Source organism: Calothrix sp. CBUCES-K 9914 (genome assembly GCF_059640475.1).
In genome coordinates this window covers 1-16,168 of record NZ_JBXXZH010000216.1, presented here as the reverse complement: position 1 = coordinate 16,168, position 16,168 = coordinate 1, and the positions used below count along the sequence as shown (strand labels likewise).

Here is a 16,168-nt window from a genome sequence, read left to right as displayed (position 1 = left end):
TCTCAATTAAATCGTCTAATTATCAATAAAAACATGATTTTTGCGCTAAAAGTACCCCGAAATGGGCGATTTATATCCCTAATTTTCGGCACTTAACAAAATCGCACTGCTCCCTGAGCAGTTTTTGACTGTACCATTATATTTGTTCGACTGTACCAAGCTTTTTCGATTAAGAATATCAAGATTTTATTTAATATTAACTTGGTTACATATTGTCATTATTATTTGTATATTTTCTCAAAAAATGTATAAAAAATCATGATTTTTAAAGCATAATAATTAAAAGAAAAATATTAACTACTTCTTGGGTAACGCTATCTAGTTAGGATTCTAATATTAATTTGTTATCCCTTACTCTAATCGACTTTAATTTTCTTACTGTTACATCTGCTTCTTTACGATTTTTTACTCTTTTTGACTCCAATAATTTGGGAGCAAATATATCTTCTCTTTCAAAGCCGAGAATAAAATCAATAATGTTTGAAGAAACATAGTCTTCTACAGGTTTGTAATTAGAGCCATAAACCACTTTATTAAAAGTACTTATTAATCGGTGAGATTCATAAACTTTCCCATCTCGCAAAGTAAAGTTAATCGCTTTTTGAATGTAAACATGCTTTTTAAACTTGAAAAAAAAGAAGGAAAAAACTTTTTCCATAATAACTTCATTATCTCGGATATCAAAGCACGTTAATCTGTTACCCACTTTATCTATAATGATTTTTTTTAAATATTCAAGATACACTTCAAGGTGAAGTACGTTTATATCGCTTGCTGTTAATACCAGTTGTGCCTTTTGGTCAAAAAGAATACTTATTTTGAAAGCTAATACACGTCCCCTGACTTGTTGATAATTTTCAAAACAAATTTCTTTTAGCTTATCAGGTAAGCCTAACTCTATATCTATTTTTTTACTCCAAAACATTAGGCTTATTAAATTATCAACAATCCATAATAAAATATTGATATTAAAGGGGGAAAGAGTAAAAATCATTAGCTCTACAATTTATTAAAAGTGTATAAAATTATATAATATAAAGGAAACTTATAGAATTGTCCAAACTTATATAACTTGATGAAAATTGCTGTAACTTAGTAACAATATAACCGAGCTGTGTCTAACGTCAATTATAGATTAATCTATTTTTACAGGAAACTTTATTTTTTTACCTTCACGGAAATTCTCAACAAGTTTTGCAAAAGCACGGCATCTGTCAATATTTATAGTTATTATGTTTTCTAATCCGCTGGGCAGAGCAATTCCTATTTCATGCATTTTAACTGTAAATAAATGTTGTTTTTCATCTATCATTAATTTAATATATATCTGATTTGTAATTTCAGCTATTCTCATTTCTAATACAATCAAAGGCTTATTAAGAGCTTGTTTATTACAAAATTCAGGTATGCTAAACATTTTTATCCTTCTTTTAATTACACTCTGTTCCAAATATCTAAAAACATTTACAATATTATAACTCTCTGAAACTTGAAGTGGTTAACTGAATTTGGCAGGAGGAAAAAATGATACAAAAAGCTGCACTTTTGAAAAAGTCTACTGAACTTGGATGCTCACTGGAAGCTACAATCGAAATGGCAATATCGAGCTTTTTAGACTCTGAAGCGTTTAGCTTTGAGGATTGTCTACTTACTCAACGTTTGAAAGATCAGCAATTGAGATTCGGTGCGTGACGCTACAAGTCTTATTACTACGTTGAAATTCTTTCATGGCGTCACGCACCCTACGTTGGAATTGTTGCGTTTACGTGTGTCGGCGCCTTACTCTCTTTAAAGCACTCTACGATAATATATCTGATGGCGCCAGAAACGACACCCGTAGCGGCAGTTCCGGTAATAGATTATCATTCGTCACCAGAAGCATCTAATTTGGTGCTGCCAAAACCTGCTATTCAGCAAATTACTTGTAAGAACTGGCATTTTGAAATACAGCGTCAACCTACCCATGATACTGGTGAACACCGTCATAATATGAATTTGGTAACGATGGTGACATCAAAGACTCCTATTAATCAATCTATTGATGGGCAAACACAGCGAAATTTAGTTGGTGATAATAATTTATTTATTCGGGGTTCGTAAGGTACAAATTGCGACTTATGCGGATGGTTTACCACGTCACAAGCTTAACCACGTTTTAGATTATATTAGAGCAAACCTTAATAATAGTCTTGGGTTAGAAGAATTAGCGCAACAGGTAGGAATGAGTCAGTTTTATTTTAGCCGCTTGTTTAAACAGTCTTTAGGAATTACACCCCACCAGGGGGTTGGGGGGGATCAAAATTAGGAGAACAAAAAAATGGAACTTCGCGCGCGCGTCCAAGAATTATTAGACTTTTTCAAAACAAACCCACCCGTTGAGGAAATATACGAACGTTTTTACGATGAAAACGTTGTAGTGCAGGAGAACTTAGAGGCGCCACGTGTTGGACGCGCACTAAGTATCGAACGTCAAAAGCGCATGAACGCGAACATCAAGGAAGTACATAATTTCCAAATAGGGTCAGTTTTGGTAGATGGAGATAAATCTGTAGTGGAAATGCACATCGAAGTTACAACTCAGGATGGATATCGCATCCATATTGAGGAATTAGGGATGCAAACATGGAACAATGGAAGAATTGTCCATGAACGCTATTTTTATGACCCAAGTAGTTATCAAGGACTTGCCAAAGAAATTAACCAAATACATTAGGTATGAAAGCTTACCAAATTCAAGACGCTTCAGGTATTGATGGCTTAAAGCTAGTGGAAATTCCAGAACCATCACCCGGTTTTGGGCAAGTTTTAATCAAAGTTCAAGCAACTTCGCTTAATTATCGAGACACTGCTGTAGTTGCAGGCGCCTATCCCAATCAAAAACTACCATTAATTCCATTATCTGATGGTGCTGGTGAGGTAGTAGCGGTAGGTGAAAGTGTTACGCGCGTTAAAGTTGGTGATAGAGTTGCAGGTTGTTTTTTTCAAGACTGGGTTGCGGGTAAATTAACTAGGCAAAAAATTCTATCAGCTTTAGGTGGTTCTATTGATGGAATGTTAACTGAGTATGTTGTCCTAAATCAAGATGGAGTGGTTATATTACCAGAGCATTTTTCTTATGAAGATGGCGCCACTCTTCCTTGTGCTGCTGTTACTGCATGGCAAGCTTTAGTAACTAGAGGTGGGTTAGCAGCAGGAGAAACTGTACTGTTATTAGGTACGGGTGGTGTTTCTATTTTTGCATTACAATTTGCCCGCATTACTGGTGCCAAAATTATTATTACATCGAGTAGCGACGAAAAATTAGAACGCGCCAAACAAATGGGCGCCGCAGAAACTATTAATTACAAAACTTATCCAAACTGGCACGAGCAAGTTCGCGAACTTACTCAGCAAGAGGGTGTAGACCAAGTTGTTGAAGTTGGTGGTGCTGGAACATTAGATAAATCATTACGCTCTGTTCGTGTTGGTGGTCGCGTGAGTTTGATTGGTGTTTTAGCGGGGAAAGGTGGAAATGTAAACCATACTAATATCCTTTTAAAAAGTATTGATGTACAAGGAATTTATGTAGGTAGTCGAGAAATGTTTGAAGCCATGAATAAAGCTATTACATTACATCAAATACGTCCTGTTATCGATAAAGTTTTTCCATTTTATGATGCTCCCGAAGCTTATCGTCATCTACAAAGCGGCGCCCACTTTGGTAAAGTTGTTATTAAATTTTAGATTTGTTGGAGAATATTATGCAGTTTTTAGTTATTGCTAAAGTTATTCCAGGTGTTCCAATGGAGAAGGTATTACCCTTGGTTAAACCAGAAGCAGCAAAAGTTTGGGAATATTATGCAGCCGATGCAGTTCGTAATACCTATTATATAGCTGATATGAGTGGCGCCGTTTTACTTTGGGAGGCGCCTAGCTTGGAAGCTGTTACCAAGATGGTATCTCAATTATCAATGGTACAAGAAGGTGTTTTACAAACTGATATTACACCATTAAAACCTTACACAGGTACAGAATCATTGTTCGCAAAATAAACCGACCGTAGGATAGGCGTCCCGCCTGTCCTACATATTCACGGACAGGCAAGATGCCTGCCCCACAAGAATATATCCTATTTTAAATAAAATAAAACATCAATTATCCTACAGCTTATTACGCGCTGTTCAATCTTGCTAAAGCTAAACCTGGAGAAACTGTATTTGTACATGGCGCCAGTGGTGCAGTTGGAAGTGCCGCAGTACAAATAGCGCGCGCTTATGGTTTAAAAGTAGTTGGAAGTGCAGGAAGTCAACAATCAACGAGCCAGCTTCAAACTAATTGCTGGCTTTTTGATAAAATCGGGGAGCTTATAATGCTCTTTTTTCTACCAATTTTTTTTTGAGTATTTTTAGTATTGTTATTAGCCTGCGTAGGCAGGCTTTGTATAATAGCCCCAGGCTTCTAGCCTGCGGGCGTTATGGGCGTTATATGAGTATTAATAGGCGCATAAATTTTAACTTTAAATAATATTCAATTACGCCATTTGAACTCCAATATCTAAAGTTGCTGCATAGCCATTTTCAGTAGGAGTAAGCTTGAGTAACATTTGGGCGCCACCATCATTAAATATTCCGTCTTGAGCGTTGTTTGCTGTGCGCTGTCCTTTGCTAACATAAGGCGCCTTTGTATATACTTGGTCAGAAATTGAGTCATCAAAATATAGCTGTGATGTAAATTCGTAAGCTTGTCCTGATGTTGGCTGTGTGCGAACTTTAACGTGTATATGCACAGTTCTGCCTGGATACCAACCAGGATAAATGGTTGTAAAATTAACTGTTCCGTTTGCGTCTGTTGTTTGATAACCGCGTAGGTACTTTTTGCCAACGGTATTAAAGCTTCGGTCTTGTACGTCTGAATAAACCCCTATTGCGTCACAATGCCAAATGTCTACAATTGCATTTTCTAAGGGTATGCATCCGTTGCTGCTAACTTGGGAAATTTTTAGTTTTAATTGCAGTGGTACGCCTTCTTTGACTGTACCGTCTGTTGGGTCGGTGCGAATATCGGAACGGTTGAGCTTTTCGTCTACGAAGTATGGTCCTTCGGTTTGCTCCGGACTTACTACACATGCAAGTGAGGTAAGTTTAGGTTTTGAAGTATATTGTGCCTGCGCGGAGCTAGATTTTCTACTTGTGCATCCTATTACTAGTATTGCTGTTCCGGCTGCGCTAAGTAAAGATAGTGTTTGTCTTCGAGTTAGTAGATTTTTCATGTGTTTTGTGAGTTTGATCCCCCCTAACCCCCCTTAATAAGGGGGGAATAAGAGGTTTTTGGTAGATATTTGAGTTATTTTGCTTTTTTTGGAGCTTCACCTGGGGGATGAGGTGGAATTCCAAGTGCATCTATTAGTTTTTGTTCTGTTACGCCGAGTTTTGCTGCTGCGGCTTTAAAATCAGGACGTGGTGGGCGCCCATTTCTGTCGGAAGGGTTTGGAGGATTTGCTGGTACTCCTAAAGCATCTTTTAATTGTGTTTCGGTTACGCCGAGTTTTGCTGCTGCGGCTTTAAAATCAGGACGTGGTGGGCGCCCGTTTCTGTCGGAAGGGTTTGGAGGATTTGCGGGTACTCCCAACGCTTCTTTTAATTGTGCTTCGGTTACTCCTAATTTAGTTGCAGCTGCCGCAAAATCAATTCTGGGTCGTTTGTGCTGTCCCTCTGGTCGTTCGTTAGGTGGTTGTTGTGCTTGTGCGATTTGATTTATAGGTTTAGCGTTTGCTTGGTTGAGTGAAATAAAACCAACTAGAACGGGAATTGCGGTTACAGCTAAAAATTTAACTTTACGAATATTCATCTATCTTGGGATGGATTGTTTACTAGGTTGCTTACATTTATTATTCAACCTACCCAAAATTACAGTTTGCCATTTTTTTAAATTACAGTTTTGTAATTTAATCTAGTACATGGGTTTGATTAATGGGTTTAATTACGGAGAGAACGCTATCCGCCAAAATGATGAGAGGGGAATCCTGAAGTATTTGTGGCTAGAGTAAATAAATCGCCAGAATAAAAGCTATTTTGAATTTCTGTCTCACTTAAACCTACTGATGCTGTTGTAATGTAAAGCGTCGTCATGTCTTCATTGCCAAAAGTGCAGCAAGTCGGACGCGCGACTGGCATCATTACTCGCATCATCTCTTTGCCAGAGGGGTCAAACCTGATAATACACCAACCGTCCCACATTGCCGACCAGATGCAACCTGAGCGATCTACTGTCAAACCATCTGGGACAAAGGATTCAGCTGTTAAATCAATAAATACTCGACGGTTACTAATATCGCCACTTTTCGCATCAAAATCAAAGGCGTAGATAGTTTTGAGGGGCGAATCAGTGATATAAAATGTCTTTTCGTCAGGACTCCATCCTAAGCCATTAGATATTGTCAGTCCGGTTAGTAGTGTGTGTAAGGAACCATCGGGGTCATAACGGTACAAACGACCGTTTGGTTCAGAAGGATTCATTGAACCAAACCAAAAACGTCCTGCTGCATCACACTTACCATCATTGGAGCGCATGTCATGATGATTATGTTCTATATCTATAATTGGCGTAACTTGACCGTGAAGAGTATCCAAAAAAGCTAGTCGGTTACGTTGAGCCATAATGAGACGATTAGTCCCTGCTGGTGCAATACAACCTACCACTTCACCCACATCAAAATGTTTGTTGGCGCCAGTAGCCGGATTATACTGGTGTACACGATGGTTGTAGATATCAACCCAGTACAACAGTTGCTCCGATTGGTTCCAACAAGGTCCTTCCCCTAAACGTGCCCTGACTTCGAGAATATTTTTCAGCACGAGTATTACGTAACGCTCATTAACATCACTGAGACATTATAATTTAATTGTAGGTTGGGTGGAGAAACGGAACCCAACTAAAGCTCAAGTTTTCCATTAGGATATTGTATCAAAGTAAATGTGGAAACAATGAAGTTGCGCTCCGTCTACAAACGCCAATGCATTAGGTGCAACTTTGGTACTAGGGTGCCAGGAAGGTTTAGCAGCTTATTACGATGCAGCTTATTTGGAATTGGCGCTGCGTTTGCTGTCTTGCATTGAATAGCCAATAATTAGTTTATTTCCATAAAACGGGTTAACTCCTGACATAATTTGTGAGTGCATATGGTATTGCTTGATTAGCATTATGGTTTTTTGAGCTTTTGCACAATATTTTGGTGGGCAGTGCCCACCCTACAGACCGGGACGCAATATTTTCTCTGCGAGTTGAGGTAGCCAACGTTGAAGGAAAAATAGCAGTTTAACTTTACCTATTCGCATTTCATAGTGTGATTGTGTAAAATTACGCCAAAATTCTTCGACTAAAGCGTTAGTAGATATTTTGCCTTGACCTCGTCCTTCGGTCATTGGTGTGTCAACTAATGGCGCCACAATTTCGTAAACTTCAATTGGTGTTGTCTCTAGCTGCCATCGTAATGCTTTTGTTGCTATATGAAGTCCAGCTTTGCTGCTACAGTAAACTGGGGCACTTTGTTTTGGTACAATCCCTAAACCAGAGGAGACATTAATAATTGCTGCGTTGGGTTTTGTTAATAAATGCGGCAATGTTAGTTTAATTAATTGTAACGGAGCAACTAAGTTTGTGCGTAATTCTATATCAATTTGCTCTGCTGTTATTTCTGTGTCTGTAAAGTCATAATTATATTGAATACCCGCATTATTAATCAAAATATTCACGTCTGGATATTTGTTAACTAAGCGCTGTAATCCTTCTAAATTGGTCATGTCAGCAACTTCTGTAAGTAGATCAGGAAATACTTGTTTCACTTCGGCTAATTTTTCCTGATTTCTTCCAGTGATGATAACTTTATTATTTTCTTGAAGAAATTTTTTTGCTAGCGCTAAACCTATTCCTGATGAACCTCCAGTTATTAAAACGACGTTATTACTTGTTTGCACTTTTGTCTCGAAGCTTAACTTTGTATCTGGAATTGCTAATTTGACGGCAAAAGCGGCAATAATTATCAAACCAGCGCTAAATAAGTAAGGTGTCTGTGGGTTAATGTTTTGATATAGCCAACCTGCCATTAAAGGAGCAATAATTCTGGCTAATGCTTGTACTGTTTGAATACTGCTGTTAATGCGTCCCTGAACTTCAGAACTTGTGCTTCTTGATATTAAACCTACCAAAGAAGTCTCTGCGAGAGGTTGCCCAACTCCCACTATTAAGCTTGCTGTGTAAAGAAACAGAGGTAAACCTGTGATGGGGAAAATACTATATGATATAAACGCGATGACCATTAAGCTGGCGCCGAAAAACGTCATGCTCACTTCGCCCAGTTTTGGTAACAGCCAAGGAATTATGATTATTTGAGAGATAACGCTAACTATGCCAAATAGGGCAAATAGTGGTGCAATACGTTCTGGTTTCCAATTAAATAGCTCCGAAGCTAACGCTGGTAAGTTAGAAATAAGCGCGAACATTGCCATGTTGACAATAAGAAAACTTAACATTAACCAACGTAAATGTGGTAATGCTAAACTTGCCTGTAACTGAGTAAATGGGTTGAGTTGAAGCAAGCTTGGTAAAGATGTTCGTTTAGATTGGGGTAAAGTTTCTACCATCGCGAAGTATCCCCATACCAAAGCAATACCAAAAGCAAGCGCAACAATATAAACAGGTGTAGTAAGATTTACGCGCGATAATACTCCACTTAGAATCGGGCCAATAATTAAACCAAAAGCGATAGCACCGCTAACCCATGAAAAAGCACGGGTACGTTGCTGTTTTTCTGTGGTATCGGCAATTGATGCAAATACCGTGCTAGCAGTACCATCCGTTAAACCAACAATTATCCATCCAGCAAATAATATACTTAAATTACCACCAATAGCAAAAATAGAATATCCAACACTGGCGCCTAATAAACTTAAGAGCATTATTGAACGTCGTCCGTAAACGTCGCTCAATACTCCTATTGCAGGAAGTGTTAAAAATTGCGCTAGAGAAAAACTCGCATATAATAATCCAACGTCCCAAGCGGTGCCAGCATAAGGTTCTACTAAGCTTGGCATTAGTGGGTTGAGTACACCAAAGCCTAAAAATGAGAGGAATCCTCCGTATAAGGTAAAAAGACTTAATGTGTTAGTATGTGATGTTTTGTTGACCATAGTAGATTGAGATTAATTATGTTTTCTCAATCTGTTGTATTCTGAAGCTATATATAAGTCATTAACATATGTTAATTTTTCTATTCATTTGGTTTAAGTGCTTTACGAATACGACTTAGTGACACAGGAGAAATACCAAGGTACGAAGCAATATGATATTGCTTGACTCGATTTTCTAATTCGGGGTACTCGATTAAAAACTTTTTGTATCGAGTTGTTGCATCGTCTAAAAGTAATTCTCCTTCGCGTCTTTCTTTTTTGATAAACAATGCTTCTATAAATCGATGCTGGATTGTTTGCCAGCAATGATGCTCTTGACAAAGTTGTTGATAGCTTTTATAATCAGCAACTAACAATAATGAATCTTCTAACGCTTCAATGTTAAACTGAGCTGGTTGATTTAACAGCAACGCACTGTAAGCAGCAACAAAGTCATTTTCTGGGCAGAAGGATTTTGTAAATTCTACACCTGCATTATTAACATAATAAAGACGTAACAGACCTGAAGCAACAAATCCAATTTTTGTAGTAATTTCACCCGCGCGAATCAAAAATTCACCCGCAGTTAAGCTAAACGGGTAGAAAGTATTGGTTAATTTCTGGAGTTCATTCTCAGGTATTTCTGTAATGGCTTGCAAAAAGTTACTGAGTTGGGCATAAGCAGAGGTATACATGAAATAAGTTGTGAGATGAGGGAAACTTTAATAATCAATTTAATATATTTCCCAGGAGATAGGATAATTGTAACCGTTTAAGGGGCGCCTGTTTGTTATTGTTTGTTTCAACCCATGAGTTCATCTGCTTTCAAATATCCTTTATGCTTTTTAGCAGTGTCTAATATATGCTTATACATTAAACTAGATTCACTCTCCAATTCTGTGTAGTTATGAGATGAACCAGTTATGATAAGTAAATTTCTAGCTCGACTCATCGCCACATTAACGCGCTCTGGTGTTCTTAAAAACTCGCTTGGCAGTACATTCGGTTCATTTAAGACAAGGCTGACAAACATAATATCTTTTTCGAGACCTTGAAATTCATCAACTGTTCCAATGGTAAGTGTGACGTTTTCGGGTAATTTAATCTTTTTTTGCTCCACCAAACTTTTAATCAGGTTAGTTTGAGCTTTATATACAGAGGTTATACCTATTTCTGTTTTTTTAGGCGCTTTTTTATTTGTTTCTAAATTTTTCGCTATTTTCTCAAGGAATAAAGTTATAAATTCTGCTTCTTGTAAGTTCTGCCGACCTGTTCCAACTTGCTGATGATGCCATTCACTCTTATCAACAGGTAAATCTGCCCAAACTAGATGTTGTCCTTGAGATAACCACTTCTGAATCTTGATTCTATGCACACGCTTGTTGTCTTGATCTTTGGAACCCATAGTTAATTGACCTTGATAAAATGGGTTAATTGCCTCCATAATTTGAGAGTGCATACGGTATTGCTGTGTTAGCATAAAGGTTCGGAAAGCTTTAATCTCATCTAAATACTCATACCGCTCTTTAAATATAGATGTAGATAATTTTTTTCGTAGCTCCTCGACCTCGATGCCTAGAGCATTAGCAGCTTCAGTCAAACAGGATTCTTCTCCAAATACAGGCGGTAGTTGTTTATGGTCTCCTACTAAAATAATTTTTTTACCTAGTAGACAAGCTACTAATAGTTCGGTTGCTGTAGCTTTAGATACTTCATCAATAATTACAACATCAAATTCTGGGAAATATTCTAAAAAATCTTTTCTGCCTGTGTGTATACAAGTGGCGCCGACAAGATTAGTCTGTTGTAAATAAAGTTCATATTGTTCATCAGTAATTTCTATTTTACCCGTTTTATTTCGAGCTATCGAATCTTTTTCGATTTGAAGTTTAGTTTTTAGTTGTCTAGCCCCTGCCTCACCACCTACGGATTCTAATTTTAACCAATAGTCTCTTTCCATATTCAACATCTCATAATCTGGAACAGGTTTATCAAGTGCCTGTGGTATATTTTTTTGAAGTTGTAGCTCTTTCCATCGCTGATGACCTAATTCATATTTGTCATCATTTGTTTTGACATCATTAATTATTTGATTGTATTCTTGGTTTAATGAGTTAACTTTATTTAAAAGTGACTGTTCCTCATCTATGTATTTATTCGGTAAGGATAGGTTTGAATTGTACATAGCTACTAATAAATCTTTGAAAGGTAGAATAGTCTTATTTTCAAAAGAGTTAATATAATCTTTGATATTATCAGCCATTGATTGAAGACTTTTACTAATCTGAGTTAGATTTTCAATATTCAGAGATTCATCAATTGTTATCAATGGTCTTTCGCTATCATTTGCAAACGTCTCATTAAATAATTGTCGATAAGCTTTTGCGTCATCTAATATAGATTGTGCATTTTCTTCTATTAAGAGGTTGTAATGATCTTCTTCTACTTTTAATTTCTTTCTTTCTTGATCATATCGATGAAAAATTTTATCAACTTTAACTTCTGCTTCTTTTAATGCTGATTTATACTCTTCATATATTTTTTTTGCAAGAGGAGATTTTTGAGTGTGAAAAAAACGGCTTTCGTCCGATATATTTTCAATAGAGTTTTTTAATTGTACTTCGGCACGATGTAGAGCTTTCTTATAAAGGCGCCCTACAATAGGTAATGAAGCTAGTATTTTAAGATTGACTAATTTATCATATATATATTCGTATTGATTAATTGCTTCTGGTAGTAGATTTATTTCTGCATCTGACCATAAACGAATTAACTGAACAAATATTTGGTGGTGCCTCAAAATTTTCAAAGCATCCAAGAAAAGTTTTATAAACTTATTGCGTTTAATAACAAAATATTTTTTGAGTGTAATCAAGTTTTTGAATTCACTCAATCTATTATATGTATTTTTATAAGTAGAACTTAAAGAAACAGCTTTTGAGTCACTGGTAATTCCGTAGTCAAGTATATGTTTGAGCCTATCTGCAATATAATCCTGATTTTCCCTCTCTAAAGATACTTTTTTAAAAGAATCTTTAATATCTTTCTTGACATCTATAGAATCCTGTAGTCTAAAAATAGTTGTTGCAATTTTGGAACGCAAAGACTCACAATTCTCTTGAAGCTGGAAAACCTTGCCACCTGGTTTGATATTTGAGAGTTGCTGCTGAAGATAAGTTGCCAATTCCAAAAGTCTCACGTCTCTCTGAGTCCAAATATTGTCAGATTTACTAATAGTAATTTTAGTTAATGGCTGCCATAATTCGTTACTGTATTCAGAAATAACTTGATAATTTGGTAACTGAATAAGTTCTTGGAGTAATTTCTGAATCTTATCAATATATAAATTCGTCTGTTTCAAATTATGTAAATTTTCTGTACCCTTGTCAAGCTCTATTTTTATATTTTTGGCATCAGCTAATAATCTGCTTTTTTCTTGCTGCCAGTGTGCCCATTGAGAAATTTTTTCCCAGTCTATAATAAATAAGTCTACTAGGCGAGCATTTTTCTCCAGTTCTACCAAAGTATGAGAAGATTTTTCTGCTGCCAATTTTAGGTATCTTTTGACTGCGTTTTTACCAACCAAATCTTGAGCTTTTTCACTAACCTTTTTGCTATCACCTAGTCTAATAATGCGTATATCTGGATGATTTGGTAATCCTGATAATATATTATCTATCGGTAAATGAGACTGGCAACACACAAGCACTCGTTTGCCTTGGAGAATAAATTGATAGCAAAGCTCTAAAATAACTGTTGATTTTCCTGTTCCTGGTGGTCCTTGTATACAAAACAAGTCTGGTGAAGCTATTGCAGCACTTATTGCTTGGATTTGAGAGCCGTTAAATATTTTATTTAAACATTTTTCTATAGGTATGGCTTCAACACTGGGTATGGGTGAAAGCTCTAGCTCTTCATTGCTACCGTAAATAAATTTGTCTAATATAGGCGAATTACCGCCACCTTTTCTCAAACGCTCCAGTGCATCAATTTGGAGTCGAATTTGATGTAATTCTCCGATTGTAGAATTAGCAATCAATCCATTGGCAGGAATTAAGTCTATATATTCTTGATTTAATGAGACTTTGAGTATACGTGTTTGTTGATTAAATGATTCAAATTTTACAGATATTTTATTGAAATCTGCAAAATTTATCTCTTGCATTAGTTCTATAATACTTTTTTCTGACGTTTGCAATTTAGATTGATTCTCTATGATTTTAGGTGATAGATAACCTCGAACGGCGCCGCTATCGTCAGTTACCCAGAAAAAACGATTGCTTTCTTGATACTGTTGATAAAGTTTTTGGAATGAGATATTGCTAGGAACAATAGGTATAATCTCATGTGCTTTTAATGTTTTGATTGTATATAAGCTTATTTCCGAACCTTGGCCCCACTGATTAATAGTTTTTATGATTTCTGCCGAAATAACTGTAGCAAGAGTAAGATATAAGCACGCCGAATTATTTGGGTCTCTTTTAGAAGCAATAAAAGGTATTTGAAAATGCTTTTGCTTAAGAAATTTTTGAAGTAAATTTAAGTAAACTTGCCAGTATTTCAGTCGTTTACTGACTTCGCTTTGTTCTTGTTCGTGCTTATAAATTTCTTTCATATCTATTATAAATTAAGGCTTTACGCCTGTAGAAAAGCCCTGATGAATACCTATGTATAAAAAACAAAGAATATTTTTAGCCGATATCAGGCAGAAGTTTAGTTTTTTGGTATAGCAGTCCTATATCTCAAGTAAAACCTGCGGTGCCCAGATACCCGACTCCATAACAGGAAGTCGGGGATATAAAGTTTCACATTTTTACACAGGATTTATGACTGGTATGTCTATGTCAACTCTTATTTTTTTACAGTATTAGCTGATTTTCAAGCGTAATATCACGTAGAGACGCTATTTAATCCCTGCGGGACACTCCGTGAACGCGTCTTTACCAAAGCAAAGGCGCCAATTACACTGGTCAACCAGCAGTCAACTCTTTTTATATCCCACATTCTAAAAAATAAATAGCAATGGAATTACAAATTTGTAATTTGAGCCGAAGCATGGCGAATCTATAATAGAACTGTATGTAAATTCGTAAGCTGATGAACGTTCTGTTTGTCGAAGATGAAGCAAAAATTGCGAACTTCGTCACATCGGGGTTGAAGGAGCAAGGTTTTGTCGTGGATTACTGTGATAATGGTGATGATGGTTATCTACGCGCGTTGGATAATCAGTACGACGCAATTGTACTTGATATTATGCTTCCGGGAAAAGATGGATTATCGATTCTCAAACAACTTCGGCGCCAGGGTCGTAACACTCCTGTAATATTGTTAACGGCTCGTAACGAATTAGATGACCGTCTGGAAGGGTTGAATTTAGGCGCCGATGATTATATTGCAAAGCCGTTTTTTGTAGAAGAGTTAGCAGCTCGAATTCATGCTGTTGTACGTCGAAGTGTGGGTGAGCGTCAAAATGTACTTGGTGTGGGAGCTATTAAACTCGACCGTATTACACGCTCGTGTACTTGTTATCAACGGGCAATAGAACTTACTAGTCGCGAGTTTAATCTTTTAGAATATTTAATGCGCTCTCCGGGAAGGGTATTTACTCGTACCCAAATTTTAGAACATGTTTGGGGCTATGACTTTAACCCGAATACAAATGTAGTGGATGTTTGTATCCAACGAATTCGCAAAAAAATTGACCCTCTTGATGAAATAGGTTGCATTGAAAGTATTCGCGGGGTTGGATATCGGTTTCGTCAACCAGAACAAAAATGAAATTACCTTCGTTTAGATTAAGAGTTGCACTATTATCTGCGGCACTTGCTGGTAGTGCATTAGTCGGGTTTGGCGCCCTTTGTTGGTTTCAGATTTATAACGCTCGAATTGGTAAGCTTGATGCAGAACTTTTCAATCAGTTGATGCGCGCGACTGGCCCACCAAGGCGAGAACCACAAAATCAAGACCGATGGCAAGTCAACGAAAGCATATTGAGCGATAATTTTTCAACAACTACAACTATTCCGGTTGCGTTACTAGTGTTGGATGCAAATGGCAATACACTATATCAATCAAAATCACATACCAGTTTAAATAATTTACTACTTGACTATCTTAAGTCGGTGCCTCTACCACCACCCCCACCAAAACCTCCACACCAACTCAGAACTCAGCACTCAGCACTCAGGACTCCACCACGTATACGTCCACCTAAATTTGTTACAGAATATACTGAAAAACAGGCTTGGCGAATTGGCGCCATAAAATCTCCTGATGTTCAGATTGCGGTTGCGGTTAGTTTAGAAGCTGTTAATCAAGAAATGATTACTATTCGCAATATATTTATTATTTCAATTCCCGCAGTGCTTTTTTTAGTAGCAGTTGGCGCCTGGTTACTTTCTGGTAGTGCTTTACGTCCCATTCGACAATTAACAAGCGTTATTCAAAATGTTACCGTTAAAGGATTAGATAAACGAATTCCTGTTGGTACAACCGATGTTGAATTTGTCGAGCTAATTCAAGTGTTTAACCAAATGCTCGAACGTTTAGAACGCAGTTTTACACAAGCATCGCGTTTTAGTGGTGATGCTGCTCACGAATTAAAAACCCCATTAACTATTTTACAAGGCGAACTCGAAAGAACGCTGCAACAAGTTGAACCAGGTTCTGTTGTACAGCAGCGTTTAAGCAATTTATTAGATGAAGTACGGCGCCTGAGTAGTATTATGCGGAAACTTTTACTACTATCTCTAGCTGATGCTGGACAAATGAACTTGATAAAAGTAGAAGTGAATATGTCTGAGTTATTAACTGAGATGGTAGAAGATATAGAACTATTGGCGCCGCACTTAAGCGTACATACTAATATAAGTAATGGACTACAAGTAAAAGGCGACCGCGACCTTTTGAATCAAGTTTTACAAAACCTCTTAAGTAATGCTATTAAATATAATATTCCCAACGGTTGGATAAATATTGACGCTTATCAAAATCAAACTACTCTCCACGTCACAATTACTAACGCT

General features: G+C 36.9%; 16 protein-coding genes. 8 read left to right on the top strand and 8 right to left on the bottom strand.

Translation table 11 applies throughout. The features are described from left to right. Positions 1 to 322 precede the first annotated feature (322 nt). Both AC2JBO_RS33710 and AC2JBO_RS33705 read right to left on the bottom strand, forming a co-directional pair. Positions 323 to 994, bottom strand: coding sequence for a hypothetical protein (locus tag AC2JBO_RS33710; RefSeq protein ID WP_496957999.1), 672 nt, complete (start codon positions 992 to 994; stop codon positions 323 to 325). Positions 995 to 1,135: 141 nt separating this feature from the next. Next, a complete protein-coding gene (locus AC2JBO_RS33705; protein ID WP_496957998.1) occupies positions 1,136 to 1,417 on the bottom strand; it encodes a hypothetical protein in 282 nt (93 codons plus the stop codon). A gap of 107 nt (positions 1,418 to 1,524) precedes the next feature. Between AC2JBO_RS33705 and AC2JBO_RS33700 the strand changes: the two genes are divergently transcribed. From AC2JBO_RS33700 to AC2JBO_RS33675, 6 genes are all read left to right on the top strand, one after another. After that, entirely contained in the window at positions 1,525 to 1,692 is a 168-nt protein-coding gene (locus AC2JBO_RS33700) for a hypothetical protein (protein WP_496957997.1), read from the top strand. Between the two features lie 123 nt (positions 1,693 to 1,815). Next, positions 1,816 to 2,100 carry a hypothetical protein gene (locus AC2JBO_RS33695; RefSeq protein ID WP_496957996.1) on the top strand — a complete coding sequence of 95 codons (285 nt, stop codon included), beginning with the start codon at positions 1,816 to 1,818 and terminating at the stop codon, positions 2,098 to 2,100. Continuing rightward, entirely contained in the window at positions 2,069 to 2,305 is a 237-nt protein-coding gene (locus AC2JBO_RS33690; protein WP_496957995.1) for an AraC family transcriptional regulator, read from the top strand. Before AC2JBO_RS33695 ends, AC2JBO_RS33690 begins: the two co-directional genes overlap by 32 nt. Positions 2,306 to 2,317: 12 nt before the next feature. Next, positions 2,318 to 2,713, top strand: a complete 396-nt coding sequence (locus AC2JBO_RS33685) for a SnoaL-like domain-containing protein (protein WP_496957994.1) — start codon at positions 2,318 to 2,320, stop codon at positions 2,711 to 2,713. Positions 2,714 to 2,715: 2 nt separating this feature from the next. After that, positions 2,716 to 3,723, top strand: coding sequence for a zinc-dependent alcohol dehydrogenase family protein (locus tag AC2JBO_RS33680; RefSeq protein ID WP_496957993.1), 1,008 nt, complete (start codon positions 2,716 to 2,718; stop codon positions 3,721 to 3,723). Positions 3,724 to 3,740: 17 nt separating this feature from the next. Next, positions 3,741 to 4,031 (top strand): YciI family protein, encoded by a 291-nt coding sequence (locus tag AC2JBO_RS33675; protein ID WP_496957992.1) that lies wholly within the window; start codon positions 3,741 to 3,743, stop codon positions 4,029 to 4,031. Between the two features lie 479 nt (positions 4,032 to 4,510). Here AC2JBO_RS33675 and AC2JBO_RS33670 read toward each other — a convergent pair whose 3' ends face one another. From AC2JBO_RS33670 to AC2JBO_RS33645, 6 genes are all read right to left on the bottom strand, one after another. After that, the gene (locus tag AC2JBO_RS33670; protein WP_496957991.1) at positions 4,511 to 5,248 is read right to left on the bottom strand and encodes an intradiol ring-cleavage dioxygenase; all 738 of its coding nucleotides are present in this window, start codon (positions 5,246 to 5,248) and stop codon (positions 4,511 to 4,513) included. Positions 5,249 to 5,322: 74 nt separating this feature from the next. Continuing rightward, the gene (locus AC2JBO_RS33665) at positions 5,323 to 5,826 is read right to left on the bottom strand and encodes a hypothetical protein (RefSeq protein ID WP_496957990.1); all 504 of its coding nucleotides are present in this window, start codon (positions 5,824 to 5,826) and stop codon (positions 5,323 to 5,325) included. A 146-nt stretch (positions 5,827 to 5,972) separates the two neighbouring features. Beyond that, positions 5,973 to 6,833 (bottom strand): SMP-30/gluconolactonase/LRE family protein, encoded by an 861-nt coding sequence (locus AC2JBO_RS33660; RefSeq protein WP_496957989.1) that lies wholly within the window; start codon positions 6,831 to 6,833, stop codon positions 5,973 to 5,975. Positions 6,834 to 7,226: 393 nt separating this feature from the next. After that, positions 7,227 to 9,164, bottom strand: coding sequence for an MFS transporter (locus tag AC2JBO_RS33655; protein WP_496957988.1), 1,938 nt, complete (start codon positions 9,162 to 9,164; stop codon positions 7,227 to 7,229). A gap of 80 nt (positions 9,165 to 9,244) precedes the next feature. Further along, positions 9,245 to 9,838: a Crp/Fnr family transcriptional regulator gene (locus AC2JBO_RS33650; RefSeq protein WP_496957987.1), complete on the bottom strand. Its 594-nt coding sequence runs from the start codon at positions 9,836 to 9,838 to the stop codon at positions 9,245 to 9,247. Between the two features lie 107 nt (positions 9,839 to 9,945). Beyond that, the gene (locus AC2JBO_RS33645) at positions 9,946 to 13,758 is read right to left on the bottom strand and encodes an AAA domain-containing protein (RefSeq protein ID WP_496957986.1); all 3,813 of its coding nucleotides are present in this window, start codon (positions 13,756 to 13,758) and stop codon (positions 9,946 to 9,948) included. Positions 13,759 to 14,240: 482 nt separating this feature from the next. On the opposite strand from AC2JBO_RS33645, the gene AC2JBO_RS33640 reads away from it, so the two are divergent. Further along, complete coding sequence (locus tag AC2JBO_RS33640; RefSeq protein ID WP_496957985.1) at positions 14,241 to 14,921, top strand: response regulator transcription factor; 681 nt, start codon at positions 14,241 to 14,243, stop codon at positions 14,919 to 14,921. Next, positions 14,918 to 16,168: HAMP domain-containing protein (locus tag AC2JBO_RS33635; protein ID WP_496957984.1), on the top strand; the 1,251-nt coding region annotated here is incomplete at its 3' end. The genes AC2JBO_RS33640 and AC2JBO_RS33635, both read left to right, overlap by 4 nt.

What these genes read in the sequence shown, in the direction of transcription:
- AC2JBO_RS33680 (WP_496957993.1), top strand. Translation starts at nt 2,716, where the DNA reads ATGAAAGCTTACCAAATTCAAGACGCTTCAGGTATTGATGGCTTAAAG.
- AC2JBO_RS33675 (WP_496957992.1), top strand. Translation starts at nt 3,741, where the DNA reads ATGCAGTTTTTAGTTATTGCTAAAGTTATTCCAGGTGTTCCAATGGAG.
- AC2JBO_RS33665 (WP_496957990.1), bottom strand. Translation starts at nt 5,826, where the DNA reads ATGAATATTCGTAAAGTTAAATTTTTAGCTGTAACCGCAATTCCCGTT.
- AC2JBO_RS33670 (WP_496957991.1), bottom strand. Translation starts at nt 5,248, where the DNA reads ATGAAAAATCTACTAACTCGAAGACAAACACTATCTTTACTTAGCGCA.
- AC2JBO_RS33655 (WP_496957988.1), bottom strand. Translation starts at nt 9,164, where the DNA reads ATGGTCAACAAAACATCACATACTAACACATTAAGTCTTTTTACCTTA.
- AC2JBO_RS33640 (WP_496957985.1), top strand. Translation starts at nt 14,241, where the DNA reads ATGAACGTTCTGTTTGTCGAAGATGAAGCAAAAATTGCGAACTTCGTC.
- AC2JBO_RS33650 (WP_496957987.1), bottom strand. Translation starts at nt 9,838, where the DNA reads ATGTATACCTCTGCTTATGCCCAACTCAGTAACTTTTTGCAAGCCATT.
- AC2JBO_RS33695 (WP_496957996.1), top strand. Translation starts at nt 1,816, where the DNA reads ATGGCGCCAGAAACGACACCCGTAGCGGCAGTTCCGGTAATAGATTAT.
- AC2JBO_RS33700 (WP_496957997.1), top strand. Translation starts at nt 1,525, where the DNA reads ATGATACAAAAAGCTGCACTTTTGAAAAAGTCTACTGAACTTGGATGC.
- AC2JBO_RS33645 (WP_496957986.1), bottom strand. Translation starts at nt 13,758, where the DNA reads ATGAAAGAAATTTATAAGCACGAACAAGAACAAAGCGAAGTCAGTAAA.
- AC2JBO_RS33705 (WP_496957998.1), bottom strand. Translation starts at nt 1,417, where the DNA reads ATGTTTAGCATACCTGAATTTTGTAATAAACAAGCTCTTAATAAGCCT.
- AC2JBO_RS33685 (WP_496957994.1), top strand. Translation starts at nt 2,318, where the DNA reads ATGGAACTTCGCGCGCGCGTCCAAGAATTATTAGACTTTTTCAAAACA.
- AC2JBO_RS33710 (WP_496957999.1), bottom strand. Translation starts at nt 994, where the DNA reads ATGATTTTTACTCTTTCCCCCTTTAATATCAATATTTTATTATGGATT.